General features: G+C 71.0%; 14 protein-coding genes and 1 tRNA gene. 11 read left to right on the top strand and 4 right to left on the bottom strand.

Features of this window, described 5'->3' with window-relative positions; translation table 11 throughout:
- Nucleotides 1-160: 160 nt before the first annotated feature.
- From ACSMXX_RS03970 to ACSMXX_RS03940, 7 genes are all read left to right on the top strand, one after another.
- Nucleotides 161-1273, top strand: coding sequence for an SCO3242 family prenyltransferase (locus ACSMXX_RS03970; RefSeq protein ID WP_473182643.1), 1113 nt, complete (start codon nucleotides 161-163; stop codon nucleotides 1271-1273).
- Entirely contained in the window at nucleotides 1270-2250 is a 981-nt protein-coding gene (locus ACSMXX_RS03965) for a sugar phosphate isomerase/epimerase family protein (RefSeq protein WP_473182642.1), read from the top strand. The genes ACSMXX_RS03970 and ACSMXX_RS03965 overlap by 4 nt, the downstream gene beginning before the upstream one ends.
- On the top strand, nucleotides 2244-3074 hold the full coding sequence (locus ACSMXX_RS03960) for an EboA domain-containing protein (protein ID WP_473182641.1): 831 nt from the start codon (nucleotides 2244-2246) through the stop codon (nucleotides 3072-3074). The genes ACSMXX_RS03965 and ACSMXX_RS03960 overlap by 7 nt, the downstream gene beginning before the upstream one ends.
- A complete protein-coding gene (locus tag ACSMXX_RS03955) occupies nucleotides 3074-3931 on the top strand; it encodes a TatD family hydrolase (RefSeq protein ID WP_473182640.1) in 858 nt (285 codons plus the stop codon). The genes ACSMXX_RS03960 and ACSMXX_RS03955 overlap by 1 nt, the downstream gene beginning before the upstream one ends.
- Before the next feature lie 15 nt (nucleotides 3932-3946).
- Nucleotides 3947-5125: a metabolite traffic protein EboE gene (gene eboE, locus ACSMXX_RS03950; RefSeq protein ID WP_473182639.1), complete on the top strand. Its 1179-nt coding sequence runs from the start codon at nucleotides 3947-3949 to the stop codon at nucleotides 5123-5125.
- Nucleotides 5126-5685: 560 nt separating this feature from the next.
- The gene (locus ACSMXX_RS03945; protein WP_473182638.1) at nucleotides 5686-7116 is read left to right on the top strand and encodes an alkaline phosphatase family protein; all 1431 of its coding nucleotides are present in this window, start codon (nucleotides 5686-5688) and stop codon (nucleotides 7114-7116) included.
- Nucleotides 7113-8138, top strand: coding sequence for a sugar phosphate isomerase/epimerase family protein (locus ACSMXX_RS03940; protein ID WP_473182637.1), 1026 nt, complete (start codon nucleotides 7113-7115; stop codon nucleotides 8136-8138). Before ACSMXX_RS03945 ends, ACSMXX_RS03940 begins: the two co-directional genes overlap by 4 nt.
- A gap of 76 nt (nucleotides 8139-8214) precedes the next feature.
- Here the strand turns inward: ACSMXX_RS03940 and ACSMXX_RS03935 are convergent, their stop codons facing one another.
- From ACSMXX_RS03935 to ACSMXX_RS03920, 4 genes are all read right to left on the bottom strand, one after another.
- Complete coding sequence (locus ACSMXX_RS03935) at nucleotides 8215-9597, bottom strand: OFA family MFS transporter (RefSeq protein WP_473182636.1); 1383 nt, start codon at nucleotides 9595-9597, stop codon at nucleotides 8215-8217.
- A 288-nt stretch (nucleotides 9598-9885) separates the two neighbouring features.
- Nucleotides 9886-12045, bottom strand: coding sequence for an acetate--CoA ligase family protein (locus ACSMXX_RS03930; protein ID WP_473182635.1), 2160 nt, complete (start codon nucleotides 12043-12045; stop codon nucleotides 9886-9888).
- Nucleotides 12046-12048: 3 nt separating this feature from the next.
- The gene (gene frc, locus ACSMXX_RS03925) at nucleotides 12049-13281 is read right to left on the bottom strand and encodes a formyl-CoA transferase (protein ID WP_473184617.1); all 1233 of its coding nucleotides are present in this window, start codon (nucleotides 13279-13281) and stop codon (nucleotides 12049-12051) included.
- A 46-nt stretch (nucleotides 13282-13327) separates the two neighbouring features.
- On the bottom strand, nucleotides 13328-15028 hold the full coding sequence (locus ACSMXX_RS03920; protein WP_473182634.1) for a thiamine pyrophosphate-binding protein: 1701 nt from the start codon (nucleotides 15026-15028) through the stop codon (nucleotides 13328-13330).
- A 151-nt stretch (nucleotides 15029-15179) separates the two neighbouring features.
- On the opposite strand from ACSMXX_RS03920, the gene sucC reads away from it, so the two are divergent.
- The 4 genes from sucC (at nucleotide 15180) to ACSMXX_RS03900 (ending at nucleotide 19701) form a co-directional block, all read left to right on the top strand.
- Nucleotides 15180-16334 (top strand): ADP-forming succinate--CoA ligase subunit beta, encoded by a 1155-nt coding sequence (gene sucC / locus ACSMXX_RS03915; RefSeq protein WP_473182633.1) that lies wholly within the window; start codon nucleotides 15180-15182, stop codon nucleotides 16332-16334.
- A gap of 14 nt (nucleotides 16335-16348) precedes the next feature.
- Nucleotides 16349-17227: a succinate--CoA ligase subunit alpha gene (sucD, locus tag ACSMXX_RS03910; protein ID WP_473182632.1), complete on the top strand. Its 879-nt coding sequence runs from the start codon at nucleotides 16349-16351 to the stop codon at nucleotides 17225-17227.
- 449 nt (nucleotides 17228-17676) lie between these two features.
- Nucleotides 17677-17761, top strand: a tRNA-Leu gene (locus ACSMXX_RS03905).
- A 395-nt stretch (nucleotides 17762-18156) separates the two neighbouring features.
- Nucleotides 18157-19701 carry a Re/Si-specific NAD(P)(+) transhydrogenase subunit alpha gene (locus ACSMXX_RS03900; RefSeq protein WP_473182631.1) on the top strand — a complete coding sequence of 515 codons (1545 nt, stop codon included), beginning with the start codon at nucleotides 18157-18159 and terminating at the stop codon, nucleotides 19699-19701.
- Nucleotides 19702-19705: the final 4 nt, after the last annotated feature.

Genomic DNA, 19705 nt, shown 5'->3' with positions numbered 1-19705 from the left:
GGGGGCTGGTTCCGGTGCCTCTGTCGCCGCGGGTGCCCGCCGCGCTGCCGCGCACGCGGCCGAGAGTGCTGGTTCCGCCGCTTCGGGCGCTGGCACCGCTGGCGCGGGTGCGGGTGCTTCTGAGCACCCAAGTGGTGCTGCGGCCGCAGGTGTTGGCTCCGTGGGCGCTGGCGTCGCCGAGGGCGTCGGCCCCGCTGCCGCCGACGCAGGTTCCGGCGCTGGGGGTGCGGGTTCCGCTCTCTCCGGCGCGGGTGCCGGTGGCGGGCGTACCGCGGGGAGTGCCGTTGGCGCATGGGCCGAACTGCTGCGTGTGTCGGCCCTGTTCACCGTGCCCGGTGACGCCGTGGCCGGTGCCGCGGCGTCCGGGCACCGTCCGAACCGGCGCACCGCGCTGGCGGCCGCGTCGTCGCTGTGCCTGTACGAGGCGGGCATGGCCCTCAACGACTACTCCGACCGGCACATCGACGCCGTCGAACGCCCCGGCCGGCCACTTCCGTCCGGCCGCATCGCACCCGCCCACGCGCTGGCGGCGTCCGCCGTACTGACGGGCGCGGGCCTCGGACTGGCCGCGGCGGCGGGTCGCGAGGCGCTGCTGACGGCCGCGGTGCTCGCAGGCACGGTCTGGGCCTACGACCTGGGGCTCAAGCACACCCCGTTCGGGCCCGTGGCGATGGCTGCCGCGCGTGGCCTCGACCTCGTACTCGGCGCCGCGGCGACCGCGCCCAGGTCCGCCAGGTTCAGGTCCGCCAGGTCCAGGTCCGCCGCGCCGTCCCGGCCTGCCGTGCCCCGAAGCCCGGCGTCGCGTCCTGGCCGGATGTCCGGCGAGGTGCTGGGTGCCGCCGGTCTGCTCGGGTTGCACACCTTCGCCGTGACCGCCGTCTCCCGGCGGGAAACCCTCGGCGGGTCATCCGCCGTGCCCCTCGCCGCGCTGGGCACGGTCGCGGCGGTCGCGGCCGCAGCCGGGGGCGCCCTCGGCAACACCCGCGCACGCACCGCCGGGTACGCACGCGCCGCCGGGTACGCACGCACCGCCGGGCACGCACGGGCCGCGCTGGCCGCCGCCTACGCGGCCACCGCCGCGCGTCCCCTCGCGCACGCCGCCCTCAACCCCTCGCCGCCGCTGCTCCAGCGGGCGGTCGGAGGGGGCATCCGCGCCACGATCCCGCTGCAGGCCGCGCTGAGTGCACGCGCCGGGCGGACCGGTGCGGCCGCCGCCGTACTGGCGTTGCTGCCGTCGGCCGCCCGGCTCTCACGGAAGGTCAGCCCGACATGACCGGGACCACCGGGACCGGCCCGCAGCCGCCGCGGCAGACCGCCCTGCGCTACGCCTACGGAACCAACGGCCTCGCCGACCTGCGGCTCGGCGACGCCCTCGCCCTGCTCGCGGACCTCGGCTACGACGGCGTCGGACTCACCCTCGACCACATGCACCTCGACCCGCTCGCGCCCGGCCTGCCGCGCCGAACGGCCGCCGTGGGCAAGGTACTTGAGCGGCACGGGCTGGCCGTCACCATCGAGACCGGCGCCCGTTACGTGCTCGACGCCCGCCGCAAGCACCACCCCACCCTCCTGGACCCCGACCCGCAGGCCCGCGCGGCGCGTCTGGAGCTGCTGCTGAAGTCCGTACGCGTAGCCGCCGATCTCGGCGCGCACGCCGCGCACTTCTTCAGCGGGACGCTCCCGGACGGTGCCGACGCCCACACCGCCTGGCCACGCTTCGCGGACAGCGTGGGCGCGCTGCTCACAGCGGCGCAGGCCGCCGGAGTCCCGCTGGCCGTGGAGCCCGAACCGGGGCATCTGCTGGGCGACCTGGCCGGATTCCACCGGTTGCGCACCACCCTGGGGGAGCCGGACGGCCTGGGAGTGACCCTGGACGTCGGGCACTGTCTGTGCCTGGAGTCCGAGCCGCCGCAGGAGTGCGTACGGGCGGCGGCCCCCTGGCTGCGGCATGTGCAGATCGAGGACATGCGGCGCGGCGTTCACGAGCATCTCCCGTTCGGCGAAGGCGAGTTGGACGTGCCGCCGGTCCTGGCGGCGCTGCGCGAGGCGGAGTACGGAGGGCTGGTCACCGTCGAGCTGCCCCGCCACTCCCACGCCGGGCCCGCATGCGCCGATGACGCCATCCGCTTCCTGCGGCAGGCGGAGGCCGCCGCAGGAGCCGGGCCCGCACGGCCCGATCAGCAGCCCCCCGATCAGCGGCCCTCCGATGAGCAGACCCCCGATGAGCAGACAGGAGGTCCCCCATGGTGAAGCCTCCCGCCCCGGAGCCTCCCTCCGGCGCCCCGGAGCCGCCGGCCCACGCCACTGGCACCTCCGGCGCCGAGGTGCCCGGAACGCCGACGGACATCGAGGCCCGGCTGGCCGGCAGCCTGGACGCCAAGGGCCGCTCCTGGCTGCGCGAGGCCCTCGCCGAGGCGGAACGCGCACCCGGCGCCGCGGCATGGGAGCTGTACTTCGCCTCTGCGGGCCGCCACTGCGGACGCGGGGCCGCCGGCGACGTCCGCGTACTGCTGCTGCACGCGGCCGGCGCGGGCCCCGGCACCCTCACCCGCCTCTACCGGCAGGGCACCGCCGCCGAACGCGCCGCCGTGCTCCGGGCCTTGCCGTATCTGCCCGCGGGCGCCACACCGGAGGCCCTGCCCCTGGTCGAGGACGCCCTGCGTGCCAACGACACCAACCTCGTGGCGGCCGCCGTCGGCCCGTACGCAGCGGCGCATCTCGACCCGCACGGCTGGCGGCACGCGGTGCTGAAGTGCCTGTTCACCGGAGTCCCCCTCGACGCCGTCGCCGGCCTCGCGCGCCGCGCCCGCGGCGATGCCGAGCTCGCCCGGATGCTGGGCGACTTCGCCCATGAGCGCACCGCCGCGGGCCGGCACGTACCGGCTGATCTGCACCGCGCCCTCGGCCTGACCGGCGCGACCGCCGCCACCGGCGGGACCGGATCACCCGACGCACCCGGCGCGACGGCCGCCACCGGCACGACCGAAGCCCCCGACGCAGTCGAAGCCCCCGACGCAGCCGCCGTCCCCGACGCCGCAGCCGCCGCCCCCGTGCACCCGCCCGAGGAGTCCTGATGCGCATCTTCGACCCGCACATCCACATGACCTCGCGCACCACCGACGACTACACCGCCATGTACGAGGCGGGCGTACGCGCCCTCGTCGAGCCTTCCTTCTGGCTGGGCCAGCCCCGCACCTCGCCCGGGTCCTTCTACGACTACTTCGACTCCCTGCTGGGCTGGGAGCCCTTCCGCGCCGCCCAGCACGGCATCGCCCACCACTGCACCATCGCCCTCAACCCCAAGGAGGCAGGCGACCCCCGCTGCGTGCCCGTACTGGACGAACTGCCGCGCTACCTCGTCAAGGACGGAGTCGTCGCCGTCGGCGAGATCGGCTACGACTCGATGACGCCCGCCGAGGACACCGCCCTCGCCGCGCAGCTCCAACTCGCCGCCGACCACGGCCTTCCGGCGCTCGTGCACACCCCGCACCGGGACAAGGCCGCGGGCCTGAGACGCACCCTGGACGTGCTCCGAGAGTCCGTCCTGCCGCCGGAGCGTGTCCTGCTCGACCACCTCAACGAGGCGACCGTCGACGAGGGCGCCGCGTCCGGCTGCTGGCTGGGCTTCTCCATCTACCCCGACACCAAGATGGACGAACAGCGCATGGTGCGGCTGCTGCGCCTGCACGGCACGCAGCGCGTCCTGGTCAACTCCGCCGCCGACTGGGGCCGCAGCGACCCGCTCAAGACCCGCGCCGTCGGCGACGCGATGCTCGACGCGGGCTTCACCGACGACGAGGTCGACCAGGTGCTGTGGCGCAACCCCGTGGCCTTCTACGGGCAGAGCGGCCGCCTGGAACCCGACCTCTCCCAGGAGTCCGCCGCGCCACCCACGTACGAGGGCAACTCGATTCTGCGCGGCGGGGAATGAGGGGAGGTCCGGGCCATGCGTTTCAGACACCCCGACGGCTCGACCGTCCACCTCGCCTACTGCACGAACGTGCACGCGGCGGAGGACCTCGACGGCGTACTGAACCAACTGGGCGAGCACGCCGAACCGGTGCGCCGCCGCCTGCACCGCGACCGCCTCGGCATCGGCCTGTGGCTGGCCCGGGGTGCCGTCCGCACGCTGACCGCCGACCCCGCCGCCGTACGGACGCTGCGCGGCGAACTCGACCGGCGCGGCCTGGAGGTCGTCACCCTGAACGGCTTCCCGTACCAGGGGTTCGGCGACGAACAGGTCAAGTACCGCGTCTACAGGCCCGACTGGACGGAGCCCGCGCGGCTGGACCACACCACAGACCTGGCACGGCTGCTGACGTCGCTGCTGCCCGACGACGTCACTGAGGGCACCGTCTCCACGCTGCCGCTGGCATGGCGTACCGGCTTCACACTGGAACGGCGCCGCACCGCGCTCGCCGCCCTCGGCACCCTCGCCGGGCGCCTCGACGCGCTGGAGGAGCTGACGGGCCGCAGCATCCGCATCGGTCTGGAGCCCGAGCCCGGCTGCACCGTGGAGAACACGGCGGATGCGCTGGACGCGCTGACCGGAGCGGACGCACCGCCCGCACACCGGATCGGGGTGTGCGTGGACACCTGCCATCTGGCCACCCAGTTCGAGGAGCCCGAGGCGGCGGTGAGCGCTCTCGAAGCGGCCGGGATCTCCGTCGTCAAGAGCCAGCTCTCGGCGGCGCTGCACCTCGAACACCCCGCCGGTGACGGGGCGTTGTCCGCGCTCGCCGAGTTCGACGAGCCCCGCTTCCTGCATCAGACCCGCGCCGCGACGGCCCAGGGGGTGCTCGCCACCGACGACCTGGGCGAGGCCCTCCGCACCGGTGTGCTGCCGTCCTCCGCCCCCTGGCGGGCACATTTCCACCTGCCGCTGCACGCGCCGCCGGTGCCGCCGCTGACCTCCACTCTCGACGTGCTGCGGGCGGCGCTCGCGCGGCTCGTGGGCGGCCCGGCGCCGCTGACCCGCCATCTGGAGGTGGAGACCTACACCTGGCAGGCCCTCCCGTACGCCTTGCGGCCCCGCACCCGCTCACAGCTCGCCGACGGCATCGCCGCCGAACTCGACGTGGCCCGCGAGATGTTGATCGACCTCGGCCTCAAGGAGCTGCCATGAGCGAGAGTCGCTCCGCACCAGCAGACGGACGCCGGACTCGGGAGGAGTCCGTGGCCCGGACGACGACCGGCGCAGAGCCGCGCGAATCCGCCGGCCGCGACCGGCCCGCACCTTCGGCGGCCGGTTCCGGGGCGAAGCTCTCATCGGCTGCCGCCGACGGTGCGGGACGTGGCGCGCAGGAGGCCGCACCGGGCCCGGCGGAGCCCGGCCGGCCCGCGCGGGGCCCCGCCCCGGCGCCGCGGGGCCGCCTCCGGCCGTCTGCGGACGCGGGGCCGGTTCGGGCACCGTCGGTTCCCGTTCGCGCGGGGAATTCCGGTGCCGGGGCCGAGCCGGCTGCCGTGGTGCACGGCGGTCCCGCACCAGGAGGCAATTCCCCACCGGCGGCTGCCGGTTCCGGGGCGGAGCCCCGAGCGGCTGCCCATGCGACCGGCCGGGGCCCGCAGGAGTCTGTTCCCGGTCCGGGTGAGCACCACGAGCCTGCGCGCGTCTCCGCGCGGGCGTCCCGGGCGTCCCGGGCGGACTCGCCGGGATCGGCGACGGGCAACGGGACGTCCCCGGACATGGACACGGAAAGCAGCGGCTACCGGGACCGCTCCGCGGCCGACAGGCCGAACCCCCTCCTCGTGATCGACGTCGTCGGGCTGACCCCTCAACTCCTCGCCCACATGCCCGCGTTGCGCGCCGTCGCGGACGAGGGGACGTACACGCCCCTTGGCACCGTGCTGCCCGCCGTCACCTGTGCCGCGCAGTCCACCTTCCTGACGGGCCTCACACCCGACGGGCACGGCATCGTCGGAAACGGCTGGTACTTCCGCGAGTTGGGCGAGGTCCTGCTGTGGCGCCAGCACAACGCCCTCGTCTCCGGCGAGAAGCTGTGGGACGCCGCACGCGCCCGCCACCCCGGATACACCGTCGCCAACATCTGCTGGTGGTATGCGATGGGAGCGGACACCGACTGGACGGTCACCCCGCGCCCCGTCTACTACGCCGACGGACGCAAGGAGCCCGACTGCTACACCCGGCCGCCGGACCTGCACGACGAACTCACCGGCGCCCTGGGCACGTTCCCCCTTTTCCACTTCTGGGGGCCCGGCGCCGACCTCGTCTCCTCCCGCTGGATCATCGACGCCACCCGCCACATCCTGCGCACCCGCAGCCCCGACCTCGCCCTCACCTATGTCCCGCACCTCGACTACGACCTTCAGCGGTACGGGCCCGACGACCCCCGCTCCCACCGCGCCGCCGCCCGGCTCGACGCCGCACTCGCACCGTTGCTGGACGACGCCCGCGCCGAGGGCCGCACCGTCGTCGCGCTCTCCGAGTACGGCATCACCCCCGTCGACCGCACAGTCGACGTCAACCGGGCGCTGCGCCGCGCGGGCCTCCTGGAGGTGCACACCCAGGACGGCATGGAGTACCTGGACCCCACCACGTCACGTGCCTTCGCCGTCGTCGACCATCAGCTGGCCCACGTCTACGTACGCGATCCCGCCGACGTCCCCGCGGCCCGCGACGTGCTCGAAGGGCTGGACGGCATCGCCGAACTCCTCGGCGAGCAGGGCAAGAAGGCCCACCACCTGGACCATCCGCGCTCAGGCGAACTCGTCGCCGTCGCCGAGCCCGGCGCCTGGTTCACCTACTACTACTGGCTCGACGACGCCCGCGCCCCCGACTTCGCCCAGCTCGTCGAGATCCACCGCAAGCCGGGCTACGACCCGGCCGAGCTGTTCATGGACCCGCTCGACCCGTACGTGCGGCTGCGTGCGGCGACCGCGCTCGCACGCAAGAAGACCGGCATGCGCTACCGCATGGCGGTCGTGCCCCTCGACCCCTCACCGGTGCGCGGCAGCCACGGACGGCTTCCCGGACGCAGCGAAGAGGGGCCGGTGTTCATCTGTTCGCGCCCCGGCGTGACGGAGGGCGACGGCCCCCTGCCCGCCACCGACGTCAAGTCCCTGCTCGTCAACCTCGCTCTGGGAGAGCACACATGAGACGCATGCCCCAAGACCCCGAACTGTCCAGGCGTCTTCGCCGCCGCGGCTTCCTCGCTGTCGCCGCCGGCGCCGCCGCGGCCTCGCTGCTGGGCACCTCGGCCCCCGCGCACGCGGCCGTCCCCGCCGCGGACCGGGGCGGCTGTGACCCTGTCGTGCCCAAGGGCCGGCTGGGCATCCAGCTCTACACGCTCCGCGACAAGGTGCAGTCGCTCGGCTTCGCCGCCGTCTTCGAGGAACTGGCCCGGTACAGCTACGAACAGGTGGAGTTCGCCGGCTACACCCAGGGGACCGGCGACATATCGCTCGGCGGGCTGCGCAAGCTGCTGCGCGAGCACGGGCTGCGCGGCATCGGCAGCCACGTCGGCTACTACTCCGACAACCCCGACGACTACACCTTCGCCACCCAGCTGGAGAAGGTGCTCGACGACGCGGCCGCGCTCGGGCTGCCGCACGTGGGCACCGCGGCGAGCCCCGACCGGTACGGCCGTACGGTCGACGGCTGGAAGCGCGCGGCGGAGGACTTCAACACCTACGGCGCCGCCGCGAGGAAGCGCGGCATGAAGTTCTACCAGCACAACCACCAGATGGAGTTCGGCTTCGCGGAGGACCGCCCGGACGTGCGCCTGTACGACGTGCTGCTCGCCGAGACCGACCCCGACCTGGTGTACCTGGAGATGGACATCTACTGGGCGTACGCCGGCCAGTACCGCTTCAGCGTCCGCCCCGACGGCACCCCGGCGCCGTTCGAACCCGTCGACTACGTACTGAAGCAACCGCAGCGCTACCCGCTCTTCCACGTCAAGGACGGCGAACACGACGAGACCGCCGAGGACGGCTACCGCATGGTGGACGTCGGCGACGGCGACATCGACTACCGGCGCTTCCTGACGAAGGTCGGCAGGACGCCCGGCGGCAGGAAGCACAACTGGCTGGTGGAGCACGACAATCCGGCCGACTCGTTGCGCACGGCCCGCCGTTCGGCGGCGCACCTTCGCTCGCTGCGCGGCAGCGGGCACTGACCGCGCATACAGCTGCCGGGCAACCCTTGGGGAGCGGGTGGCCCGGCAGCTGTCGGATCTGTCGTCCTGCGTTACATCACTCCCCGCCTATCGGCTGCGGATTGGGCTTGATCATGGACTTCCTCGGCCGTCCCGGCTGATGCAGGAACAGCGCGACGACGCCGGCCAGCAGCGACGTGCCGCCGGCGAGCCAGAACGCCCCGCCGTAGCCCCACGCGCTGACCACCATCGAGCCCAGGCCCGCGCCCGCTATGCCGGACAGCAGCTTGGAGCTGTAGACCATGCCGTAGTTGGTGGCGTTGTTGTTCTCACCGAAGTAGTCGGCGGTCATCGCCGCGAACATCGGGAAGATCGCGCCACCGCCGAAGCCGGAGATCATCGAGCAGAGCAGGAACAGCGGCATCGACCTCGCCTCACCGGAGAGCAGGATGCCGAACTGCGACAGCCCGAGCACGAGGCAGACGAAGAGCAGGCACTGCTTGCGGCCGTACCGGTCGGACAGCCAGCCGATCACGCCGCGGCCGGTGCCGTTGACGATGGCCTTCAGCGACATGGCGGTGGCGACGATGCCGCCGGCGAAGCCCATGTCGTTGCCGAAGGGCACCTGGAAGGCGATGCCGAAGATGTTCACGCCGGAGGTGCACAGCAGGCAGAACCACATGATGTACACACGGCCGGTCCCGAGCGCCTCCTTGGCGGTGTACTGCTTGACCGCCGGCGGGTTCTTCTCCAGCGCGCGGCGTGCACGCGGGTCGTCCGGTGTCTTCAGCGGATCGACGTGTGAGGGCCACCAGTTCTTCGGCGGGTCCTTGAAGAAGGAACCGGCGAAGGCGACCACCGCGGCCAGGAACACACCGACGCTCACCAGCACCCACTTGAAGTTGCTGACGTCCATGAAGCCGGTGAAGATGAACACGAACGGCACCGAGCCGTAGGCGAAACCGCCGTTGACGAACCCGGTCTTGCCGCCCTTCCGTTCCGGATACCACTTGCCGACCATGTTCACGCAGGTCGCGTACACCGCACCGGCGCCCATGCCGCTGAAGACACTGAAGCCGATGTAGGCCAGGATCACGTTCGGCGAATACGCGAGCGCGAGATAGCCGATGAACGTGCCGAGCGCGCCCCACATCATGGCCTGCCGCGCGGGGAACCGCCCGTTCTCACGCAGCTTCCCGACCGGGAAGGCGACGCCTCCCTGGAAGAGGACCCAGATGCCCATCATCCAGAAGATGTGAGCACTGTTCCAGCCGTGCGCGGTGTGGAGGGTCTCCTCGGCGGACGCGAAGGCGTACTCGGCCGAGCTGATGCCCATCATGCCGATCCACGGCAGGATCACCATCCACCGACGGTGCCGTCCCATGATGTCCACATCGGACTCGCCGATGCGGTACGTCCGTCCGTTCTTGTCGGTCACCTCCCGGTATGGAAGTGCCGACGGTGCTTCCGTTGTTGTCATGTGCTGCACCCCTTGCGTTGAAGAGAGTCTGGCCAGCGCCCCCTGTCCTGATCCCTTGCTCTGGTGCTCGGTCCTGCCTTTCCGCTCGTCAGGTGTGTGGAGGGTGGACTCCGCCGTGGACTCCGCCGTCAAAGGGGGAGCCCGCGGTTCCGCCGGAGCCCTGCCGAGGGCCTCCCGCCGTGACGGCGAGGGGAGGTGGTTCCGCCCTCATGGGGGAGGCCCACGGCATCTGCGGCTCTTTCGATGTGCTTCCGTTTCAGCCGGCGTGCGTACGGCTGCTGTGTCCCGCTACTTCAGGAGGCCCGCCGCCCGCGCCCAGCGGTACTTCGCGCCGAGCACGGCGACCGGCTTCTCCGTCGTGTACGGGTAGGCGACCACGCCGCGTTCGAAGAGGTACTGGCTTGCCTCCTCGACCTCGGTGTCGCCCGCGAGCGACGCCACCACCGGCTTCTCGATGCCCTTCTCCCGCGCCTCGGCCACGACCCTGGCCGTCAGCTCCGCGAACACCATGGGCGGAGTGACGATCGTGTGCCAATAGCCGAGCACGAGGGAATGGATGCGGGGGTCCTCCAGGCCGAGCCGGATCGTGGCCTCGTACGTGGAGGGCGGTTCACCACCGGTGATGTCCACCGGATTGCCCGCGGCGCCGAAAGGCGGAATGAAGGCGCGGAACGCCTCGTCCAGGTCCGGAGGGATCTCCATGAGCGACATGCCGTTGTCGACGATGGCGTCCGAGAGCAGCACGCCCGAACCGCCCGCGCCGGTGATGATCACGGTGTTGTCGCCCTTGGGGGTGGGCAGTACGGGCAGCGCCCGCGCGTACTCCAGCATCTCGTTCAGGCCCGGCGCCCGGATGACGCCGGCCTGCCGCAGTACGTCGTCGTAGACCGCGTCGTCGCCCGCGAGCGCGCCCGTGTGCGAGCCGGCGGCCTTGGCGCCCGCGCTGGTGCGGCCGGCCTTCAGCACGACGACCGGCTTCTTCGGCACGGTCTCCCGCGCCGCTTCCACGAACGCCCGCCCGTCCTTGAGGTCTTCGAGGTGCATCGCGATGCACTTCGTGTTCGGGTCGTCCGCGAAGTAGGTGAGCAGGTCGTCCTCGTCCAGGTCGGACTTGTTGCCGAGCCCGACGATCGCCGAGACACCGGTGCTGGTGCTGCGGGCGAATCCGAGGATGGCCATGCCGATGCCGCCCGACTGGGAGGTGAGTGCCACACCGCCCTTGACGTCGTACGGCGTGCAGAAGGTGGCGCACAGGTCGTGCCACGTCGAGTAGTAGCCGTAGATGTTCGGCCCGAGCAGCCGCACACCGTGCTTCTCGCCGATGGCGACGATCTTCTCCTGGAGCTCCACCTCACCCGTCTCGGCGAAGCCGGACGGGATGAGCACGGCGTTGGGTATGCCCTTGGCGCCCACGGCCTCCAGGGTGTCCGGCACGAACTTCGCCGGCACGGCGAAGACCGCCACGTCGACGTCGCCGGGGATGTCGGCGACCGACTTGTACGCCTTGCGCCCCAGGATCTCGTCGGCCTTCGGGTTGACCGGGTGGATCTCCCCGGGGAAGCCGCCGTCCACGAGGTTGCGCATGACCGAATTGCCGATCTTGCCCTGCTCGTTGGAGGCGCCGATCACCGCGACCGACGACGGCTGCATCAGCCGCTTCATCGATACCCGGATCTCCTCGGGCGTGTACCGCCGCCGCTCCGCCGGCTGCCCCTCGGTGAGCAGGATGCGGATGTCCGCGGCCATCGCGCCGCCGGCCGACGCGAAGACGGGGTTGAGGTCGACCTCGGCCAGCTCGGGGAAGTCGTGAGCGAGCTGCGAGACGGCCCTGATCACCTGTGTGAGCGCGGCACGGTCCACCGGGTCCCCGCCGCGTACGCCCTTGAGGACCTCGGAGGCCTTGATGCCGTCGAGCATCGACTCCGCGTCCTCCTGGGACGCAGGCGCCAGGCGGAAGGTGACGTCCTTCAGGACCTCCACCAGCACACCGCCGAGCCCGAAGGCGACGACCTTGCCGAAGGTGGGGTCGGTGACCGTACCGACCAGCACCTCCTGCCCCGGTTTCGCCATCTGCTGCACCTGCACGCCGAGGACTTCCGCCTTCGCGTCGTACGCACGGGCGTTGCCGACGATATCGGTGTACGCGCTGCGCACCTCGGCCGCGGAGGACAGCCCCACGCGGACGCCGCCCGCGTCGGTCTTGTGCAGGATGTCCGGCGAGACGATCTTCATGACGACGGGGAAGCCGAGCCTGTCGGCCAGCTGCACCGCCTCGTCGGCGGATTCCGCCAGCCCTTCGTCCGGTACGGGAATGCCGTAGGCGTCCGCCACGCGCTTGCCCTCGGGGGCGGTCAGCGAGGTGCGGCCCTCGGCGCGGGCGGCATCCAGTACCGCCCGTACCGCTTCCCTGTCCGGCGTGGCGAGGCCGTCGTTCTTCTCCTGCGCCATCGGTCAGATCACTCCGTTCGTCTTGAGCAGCGCCAGTTCTTCGTCGTTCAGGCCCAGCTCGCCTACGTAGACCTCTTCGTTGTGCTCACCCAGCAGCGGAGACGAGGTGATCTCGACGGGGGAGTCGGAGAGCTTCATCGGGGAGCCCACGGTGGTGAAGGAGCCGCGCTCGGGGTGATCGACCTCGACGATCATCCCGTTGGCGGCCAGGGACTCGTCCTCGACGATCTCCTTCGTCGAAAGGATCGGCCCGCAGGGGATGTTGTGGGCGTTGAGCGCTCCCAGCACCTCCCACTTGGGCAGCGTCGAGGACCACTCCTCGATGAGCTGGAACATCTTGTTCAGCTTCGGCAGCCGCGCCTCGGGCGTGTTCCAGTCCGGGTCGTCGGCGAGTTCGGGACGGCCGATGAGCTTCGTCAGCGGCTCCCAGCCCACCGGCTGCACGATCACGTACACGTAGTCGTTGGGGCCGCCCGGCGCGCACTTGACCGCCCAGCCGGGCTGGCCGCCGCCGGAGGCGTTGCCCGAACGCGGCACTTCGTCGCCGAAGTCCTCGTTCGGGTACTCGCCGAGCGGGCCGTGCGAGAGCCGCTGCTGGTCGCGCAGCTTGACCCGGCACAGGTTGAGCACCGAGTGCTGCATGGCCACGTTCACGCGCTGTCCGCGGCCCGAGCGCTCACGCTGCAGCAGCGCGGCGAGGATCGCGGCGACGGTGTGGATGCCGGTGCCGGAGTCGCCGATCTGCGCCCCGGTCGCCAGCGGCGGTCCGTCCTCGAAGCCGGTCGTCGACATCGAGCCGCCCATGGCCTGCGCGACGACCTCGTAGGCCTTGAAGCTGGTGTACGGGCCCTCGCCGAAGCCCTTGATGGAGGCGTAGACGAGCCTGGGGTTGATCTGCTTGATGCGGTCCCAGGTGAAGCCCATCCGGTCCACCGCTCCGGGGCCGAAGTTCTCCACCAGCACGTCGCTGCGCCGGATCAGCTCCGTCAGCAGTTCCTTGCCGCGGTCGGACTTGGTGTTGAGGGTGATGCTGCGCTTGTTGCAGTTCAGCATCGTGAAGTAGAGCGAGTCGACGTCCGGGACGTCCCGCAGCTGCTTGCGGGTGATGTCGCCCGAGGTCGCCTCGAGTTTGATCACGTCGGCACCGAGCCAGGCGAGCAGCTGGGTTGCGGAGGGGCCTGACTGGACATGCGTCATGTCCAGGATGCGCACCCCGTCGAGCGCCTTCGACGTCATGCTCGTCGTGCCGGTCACATCGGTCACATCGGTCACCGCGGTCACCTCACTTGTACATCGTCTGGTTCATGGTTCCGGGGGCGTACGCGTCCGGGTCGATCCACACGTTGACCAGGGACGGCTTGCCGGAGGCGCGGGCCCGGTCCAACGCGGGCCGGATCTCGGACGGTTCGCGTACGACCTCGCCGTGGCCGCCGAGCATCCGCGCGAACTCCTCGTAGGGAACGTCGCCGAGGGTGTTGCCGACCCGCTCGCGCTCCTCGCCGTACTTGGCCTTCTGGCCGTAACGGATCTGGTTCATCGAGGAGTTGTTGCCGACGATGCCGACGAACGGCAGGTCGTAGCGCACGAGCGTCTCGAAGTCCCAGCCGGTCAGCGAGAACGCGCCGTCGCCGAAGAGCGCGACGACCTCCTTGTCCGGACGGGCCTGCTTCGCGGCCAGCACGAACGGCACGCCGACGCCGAGCGTCCCCAGCGGCCCCGGGTCCATCCAGTTGCCCGGCGCCTTGGGCTGCACGACCTGACCGGAGAAGGTGACGATGTCGCCGCCGTCGCCGATGTAGAGCGAGTCCTCGGTGAGGAAGTCGTTGATCTCGCTGACCAGCCGGTACGGGTGGATCGGCGACGCGTCCGAACGAAGCTGCGGCAGCCGCTTCTCCAGCGCGGTCTGCTCGGCGCTGCGCAGCTCCTCCATCCACGCCTTGCGCTTGTCGCCGCCGCCGTTGATCCGCCCCGACGCCGCCTGCGTGACCGCCGACAGCACGAGGTCGGCGGAGCCGACGATGCCGAGGTCGATGTCGCGGTTCTTGCCGACGGTGCGGTAGTCGAGGTCGATCTGCACGACCGTCGCGTCGGGGGAGAGGCGCTTGCCGTAGCCCATGCGGAAGTCGAAGGGCGTGCCGACGATGATGATGAGGTCGGCGTTGGAGAAGGCGTAGCGCCGCGAGAGCTGGAAGTGGTGCGGGTCGCCGGGCGGCAGGGTGCCGCGTCCCGCGCCGTTCATGTACGCGGGTACGTTCAGCGTCCGTACGAGCTCGGTCGCCGCGTCCGTCGCCCGGCACGTCCAGGTCTGCGAGCCGAGCAGGATCGCCGGGCGCTCCGCCTGCACGAGCAGGTCCGCGAGCTTCTGGACGTCCTCGGGGTCGCCCGGCTGACGCGTCGAGGCGCGGTAGTTGCCGGTCTTGGGCACCCGCGCCTTCTCCACGGGGACCTTCGCGTCGAGCACGTCGCGCGGGATCTCCAGGAAGGACGGGCCGGGCGCACCGTGGTAGCACTCGCGGAACGCCATGGAGACCATGTCCGCCGCGCGCGCCGTGTCCGGCACCGTGGAGGCGAACTTGGTGATCGGCGTCATCATGTCCACGTGCGGCAGGTCCTGCAGGGACCCCATCTTGTGCTGCGTGTGGGCGCCCTGGCCGCCGATGAGAAGCATCGGCGACTCGGCACGGAAGGCGTTGGCCACGCCGGTGACGGCGTCGGTGGTGCCCGGGCCGGCCGTCACCACGGCGCAGCCGGGTTTGCCGGTGAGCCGTGCGTAGCCGTCCGCGGCGTGCGCGGCCACCTGCTCGTGGCGTACGTCCACCACGTCGATTCCCTCGTCGACGCAGCCGTCGTAGATGTCGATGATGTGGCCGCCGCAGAGCGTGTAGATGACCTCCACGCCCTCGGCCTTGAGCGCCTTGGCGACCAGGTGTCCGCCGGATATCAGGTCCTGGCTGTCGCGGCCGTCCTGGCTGTCGTCGGGCATGGCGTACGAGTCCTCTCGTCGGGTGTGAGCTCGGGTGAGAGCAGATTGCATACAGTCGACGAATACTGTATGAACCTTGTTATCCCGCATCGAGAGAGCGATGTCCAGGGGGCGTGCACCGATCGTTTCGAAGATCGACCAGGGAGCACATGTGGACCTTTTCGAGCACCAGGCGAGGGAACTCTTCGAGCGCTACGGCGTCTTGGTACCGGAAGCACAGGTCGCGGACACGGGCAGCAGCGCCCGTGAAGCGGCCGGGAAGCTCGACGCCGACCGGCACGGCGTCGTGGTCAAGGCGCAGGTCAAAACGGGAGGCAGGGGCAAGGCCGGCGGCGTGAAGCTCGCGGCCGACGCCGCTGCCGCCGAGATCACCGCACGCCAGATCCTGGGCATGGACATCAAGGGCCACACCGTGCACAAGGTGATGCTCGCCCAGCCCGTGAAGGTGGATCAGGAGTACTACGTCTCCTTCGTGCTGGACCGTGCACAGGGATGCTTCATCGCCATCGCCTCCGCGGAAGGGGGCATGGAGATCGAGGAGGTGGCGGAGGCCCGTCCGGAAGCCGTCGCCCGCATCCCCGTCGATCCGGCCGAGGGCGTGACGGACGAGAAGGCCGCGGAGATCGTCGCTGCGGCCGCACTGCCCGTGAACGTCGCGCCCGTGCTGCGCAAGCTCTGGCAGATCCTGCAGTCCGAGGACGCGGTGCTCGTCGAGGTCAACCCCCTTGTCCGTACGGCGGACGGCGCGATCGTCGCCCTCGACGGCAAGGTCACCCTCGACGACAACGCCCGCTTCCGGCAGGCGCGTTGGGGCGAGGAGGACGACGGCGGCGACACCGGCGGGCTGGAGGCGCAGGCCGCCGAGAAGGGGCTGAACTACGTCAAGCTGGAGGGCGAGGTCGGCGTCATCGGCAACGGCGCGGGGCTGGTGATGTCCACCCTCGACGTCGTCGCCGGCTGCGGAGCCAGGCCGGCCAACTTCCTCGACATCGGGGGAGGGGCCTCGGCCCAGGTCATGGCCGACGGGCTGTCGGTCGTCCTCGGTGACCCCTCCGTGAAGTCCATCCTCGTCAACGTCTTCGGCGGGATCACCGCCTGCGACGCGGTGGCCGAGGGCATCACCCGGGCCCTCGGGCAGATCCGGCTGACCAAGCCCCTGGTCGTACGGCTCGACGGCAACAACGCCGCACGCGGACGGGAGATCCTCGACGCGAACCCCCATCCGCTGCTGGAGCAGCGGACGACCATGGACGGTGCCGCCCAGCGGGCCGCCGAACTGGCCACGGCAGCGGCTGCGGCCGCGTAGGGAGGCGGGAGAGCATGGCGATCTTCCTCAACAAGGACAGCAAGGTCATCGTCCAGGGCATGACCGGCTCGGAAGGCATGAAGCACACCCGCCGAATGCTGGCTTCGGGCACCGACATCGTCGGCGGCGTCAACCCCCGCAAAGCTGGAACGGATGTGGACGTGGACGGGCGTTCCGTGCCCGTCTTCGGCTCGGTGGCGGAGGCGCGGGACGCGACGGAGGCCGACGTGTCGGTGCTCTTCGTCCCACCCGCCTTCTCCAAGGCGGCAGTCGTCGAGGCGGCCGACGCGGGCATCCCGCTCGCCGTCACCATCACCGAGGGCATCCCCGTGCACGACGCGGTCGCCTTCCGCGCGTACGCCCAGGGGCGCGGCACGCGCATCATCGGCCCCAACTGCCCCGGGCTCATCAGTCCCGGGCTCTCCAACGCCGGCATCATCCCGGCCGACATCGCACCCGAGCCGGGCCGCATCGGGCTCGTCTCCAAGTCGGGCACGCTCACCTACCAACTCATGTACGAGCTGCGCGACATCGGCTTCTCCAGCTGCGTCGGCATCGGCGGCGACCCCGTCATCGGCACGACGCACATCGACTGCCTCGCGGCCTTCGAGGAGGACCCGGAGACCGACCTGATCGTGATGATCGGCGAGATCGGCGGCGACGCGGAGGAGCGGGCGGCGGACTTCATCAAGGAGAACGTCAGCAAACCCGTCATCGGATACGTCGCCGGATTCACCGCTCCCGAGGGCAAGACCATGGGGCACGCGGGAGCCATCGTCTCCGGCTCCTCCGGTACGGCGCGCGCGAAGAAAGAGGCACTGGAGGCGGCCGGCGTACGGGTCGGCGAGACCCCGACCGAGACGGCACGTCTCGTGCTCGACCGGCTGGCGTGACTGCCCAGGGGGTGCCGTCAGCGTCACCCCCTGGAGCAGACCGGGCACGGCCTTGCGCGCACGCGGGCGCGGCCCTCCGCGTCGGCGTGCCTCGGCGACGTGCCTCGACGTGACGTTCCGCATATCGGGGCGGCGGCGGGTGTGCCATCATGCGCCGACTCACTACTGTCCAGTAATAAGTCCACGCCGGCTTCAGCGACCGCCCGTCCTGTGCAAACGAGAGCGGAGAGAACGATGGGCACCACACCCTCACCCTCGTCACTCCCACCCCCGACGCCACCGAAGCCAACAGACCTCACTGGACGGCGGCTTGACCGACCGCCGGAACGGGCGGCCCGGCTGAACCCCCGCCGGGCCGTCCGCTCACCGGGGATCACCGAGGTGAAGACCGCTGCCGGGGCTTGGTATGGTTGTCCGCGTCGCCACGGCCAAGCCGGGCGACGACCCTTGTCCGGGTGGCGGAATGGCAGACGCGCTAGCTTGAGGTGCTAGTGCCCTTTATCGGGCGTGGGGGTTCAAGTCCCCCCTCGGACACAGAATTTGCGCCTGCCGGTGCCGGCCCTTCTTCAGCCGGCACCCGCGGGCTCCCCAGCGTCTCCGCGGCCGGGCAGCTTCCTCTCTGCGTACCGAGGGTGGCCTCACCCCCTCGTGTCCCCCGTGTTCACCGCACATCGGGGGCGTTCCCCGTCCCGGCACAGCGCCCCTCTCGCCTGCGCGGTCCTTCTCGGGCGATGCTTCCGTACGCGGGGACAGCACCCCGCAGCGGAAGCTCACGGAGGAAACGCACGGTGACCCGAGCCCGTCACACTGACAGTAAATAAGCACGCCCTGAGCAGTACCGTCACTGTCGCCCGTCCCCGCAGTACAACGGACCGTCCCGCAGCAGAACGGAACCGCAGAGCCGCCCAACACCCCGCAAAGGGAGACCGATGTCAGATTCACATCCGCAGCAGGTCGGCGTCGCAGCCGAGTCGAGAGCCGGTGAGACCCGGGTCGCGGCCACGCCCGACAGCATCCGGAAGATCCTGAAACTCGGCTACGAGGCCGTCGTCGAGTCAGGAGCGGGCGCGGCCTCGGGCTTCTCCGACGAGCAGTACACCGAAGCGGGCGCACGGATCGGCGACGCCTGGCAGGCGGACATCGTCCTGAAGATCAACGAACCCTCCCGCGAGGAGACCGGACGGCTGCGCGACGACGCGACACTGGTCGGCATGATCGGCCCGGGTCTGAACCCGAGCCTGCTGGAGGATCTCGCACAGCGGTCGCTGACCGTGATGTCCATGGACGCGGTGCCGCGCATCTCGCGAGCCCAGTCCCTGGACGTGCTCAGCTCCATGGCCAACATCGCCGGGTACCGCGCCGTCATCGAGGCCGCGCACGTCTTCGGACGGTTCTTCACCGGCCAGGTCACCGCGGCGGGCAAAGTACCCCCGGCCAAGGTCCTCGTGGCCGGTGCGGGCGTGGCCGGGCTCGCGGCGATCGGCGCGGCCAGCAGCCTCGGCGGTGTCGTACGGGCGACCGACCCGCGCCCGGAGGTCGCCGACCAGGTCCGCTCGCTCGGTGGTGAGTACCTCGCCGTCGAGGTCGAGCAGGAGGCCTCCACCGACGGGTACGCCAAGCAGACCTCGGACGACTACAACCGCCGTGCCGCGGAGATCTACAGCGAGCAGGCCGCCGACGTCGACATCATCGTCACCACGGCGCTGATCCCGGGCAAGCCCGCCCCGCGGCTGATCACGGCGGAGGACGTCGCGAGCATGAAGCCGGGAAGCGTCATCGTCGACATGGCCGCCTCACAGGGCGGCAACGTCGAAGGGACGGTTCCGGGCAAGGCCGTCGTCACCGACAACGGCGTCACGGTCATCGGCTACACCGACCTGCCCGGCCGCCTGCCGGCGCAGGCCTCACAGCTGTACGGCACCAACATCGTCAACCTGCTGAAGCTGCTCACACCCGAGAAGGACGGGCAACTGACGCTGGACTTCGACGACATCGTGCAGCGCTCCGTCACGGTCGTACGGGACGGAGAGAAGACCTGGCCGCCACCGCCGGTGCAGGTCTCCGCGGCCGCCCCGGCCAAGACCGACGAGGCAGCCGCGACCGCCGCCGAACCGGCGAAGCCGCGCCTTTCCGCGACGGGCCGCTACGGCCTCATCGGCGCCGGCATGGCCGCCATGTTCGCGCTGATCGCCTTCTCGCCCACTCAACTCGCTGAGAACTTCACCGTGTTCGCGCTGGCGGTCGTCATCGGCTACTACGTCATCGGCAAGGTGCACCACGCCCTGCACACACCTTTGATGTCCGTCACCAACGCCATCTCCGGCATCGTCGTCGTCGGGGCGCTGCTGCAGATCGGCCACGTGGGACCCACGGTCACCGTCCTGTCGTTCGTGGCGATCCTGCTGACCAGCGTCAACATCTTCGGAGGCTTCTCCGTCACCCGTCGCATGCTCGGCATGTTCTCGAAAGGCTGAAGCC

Source organism: Streptomyces sp. DSM 116795, assembly GCF_055792905.1.
This window is presented reverse-complemented; position numbering and strand designations above follow the sequence as displayed.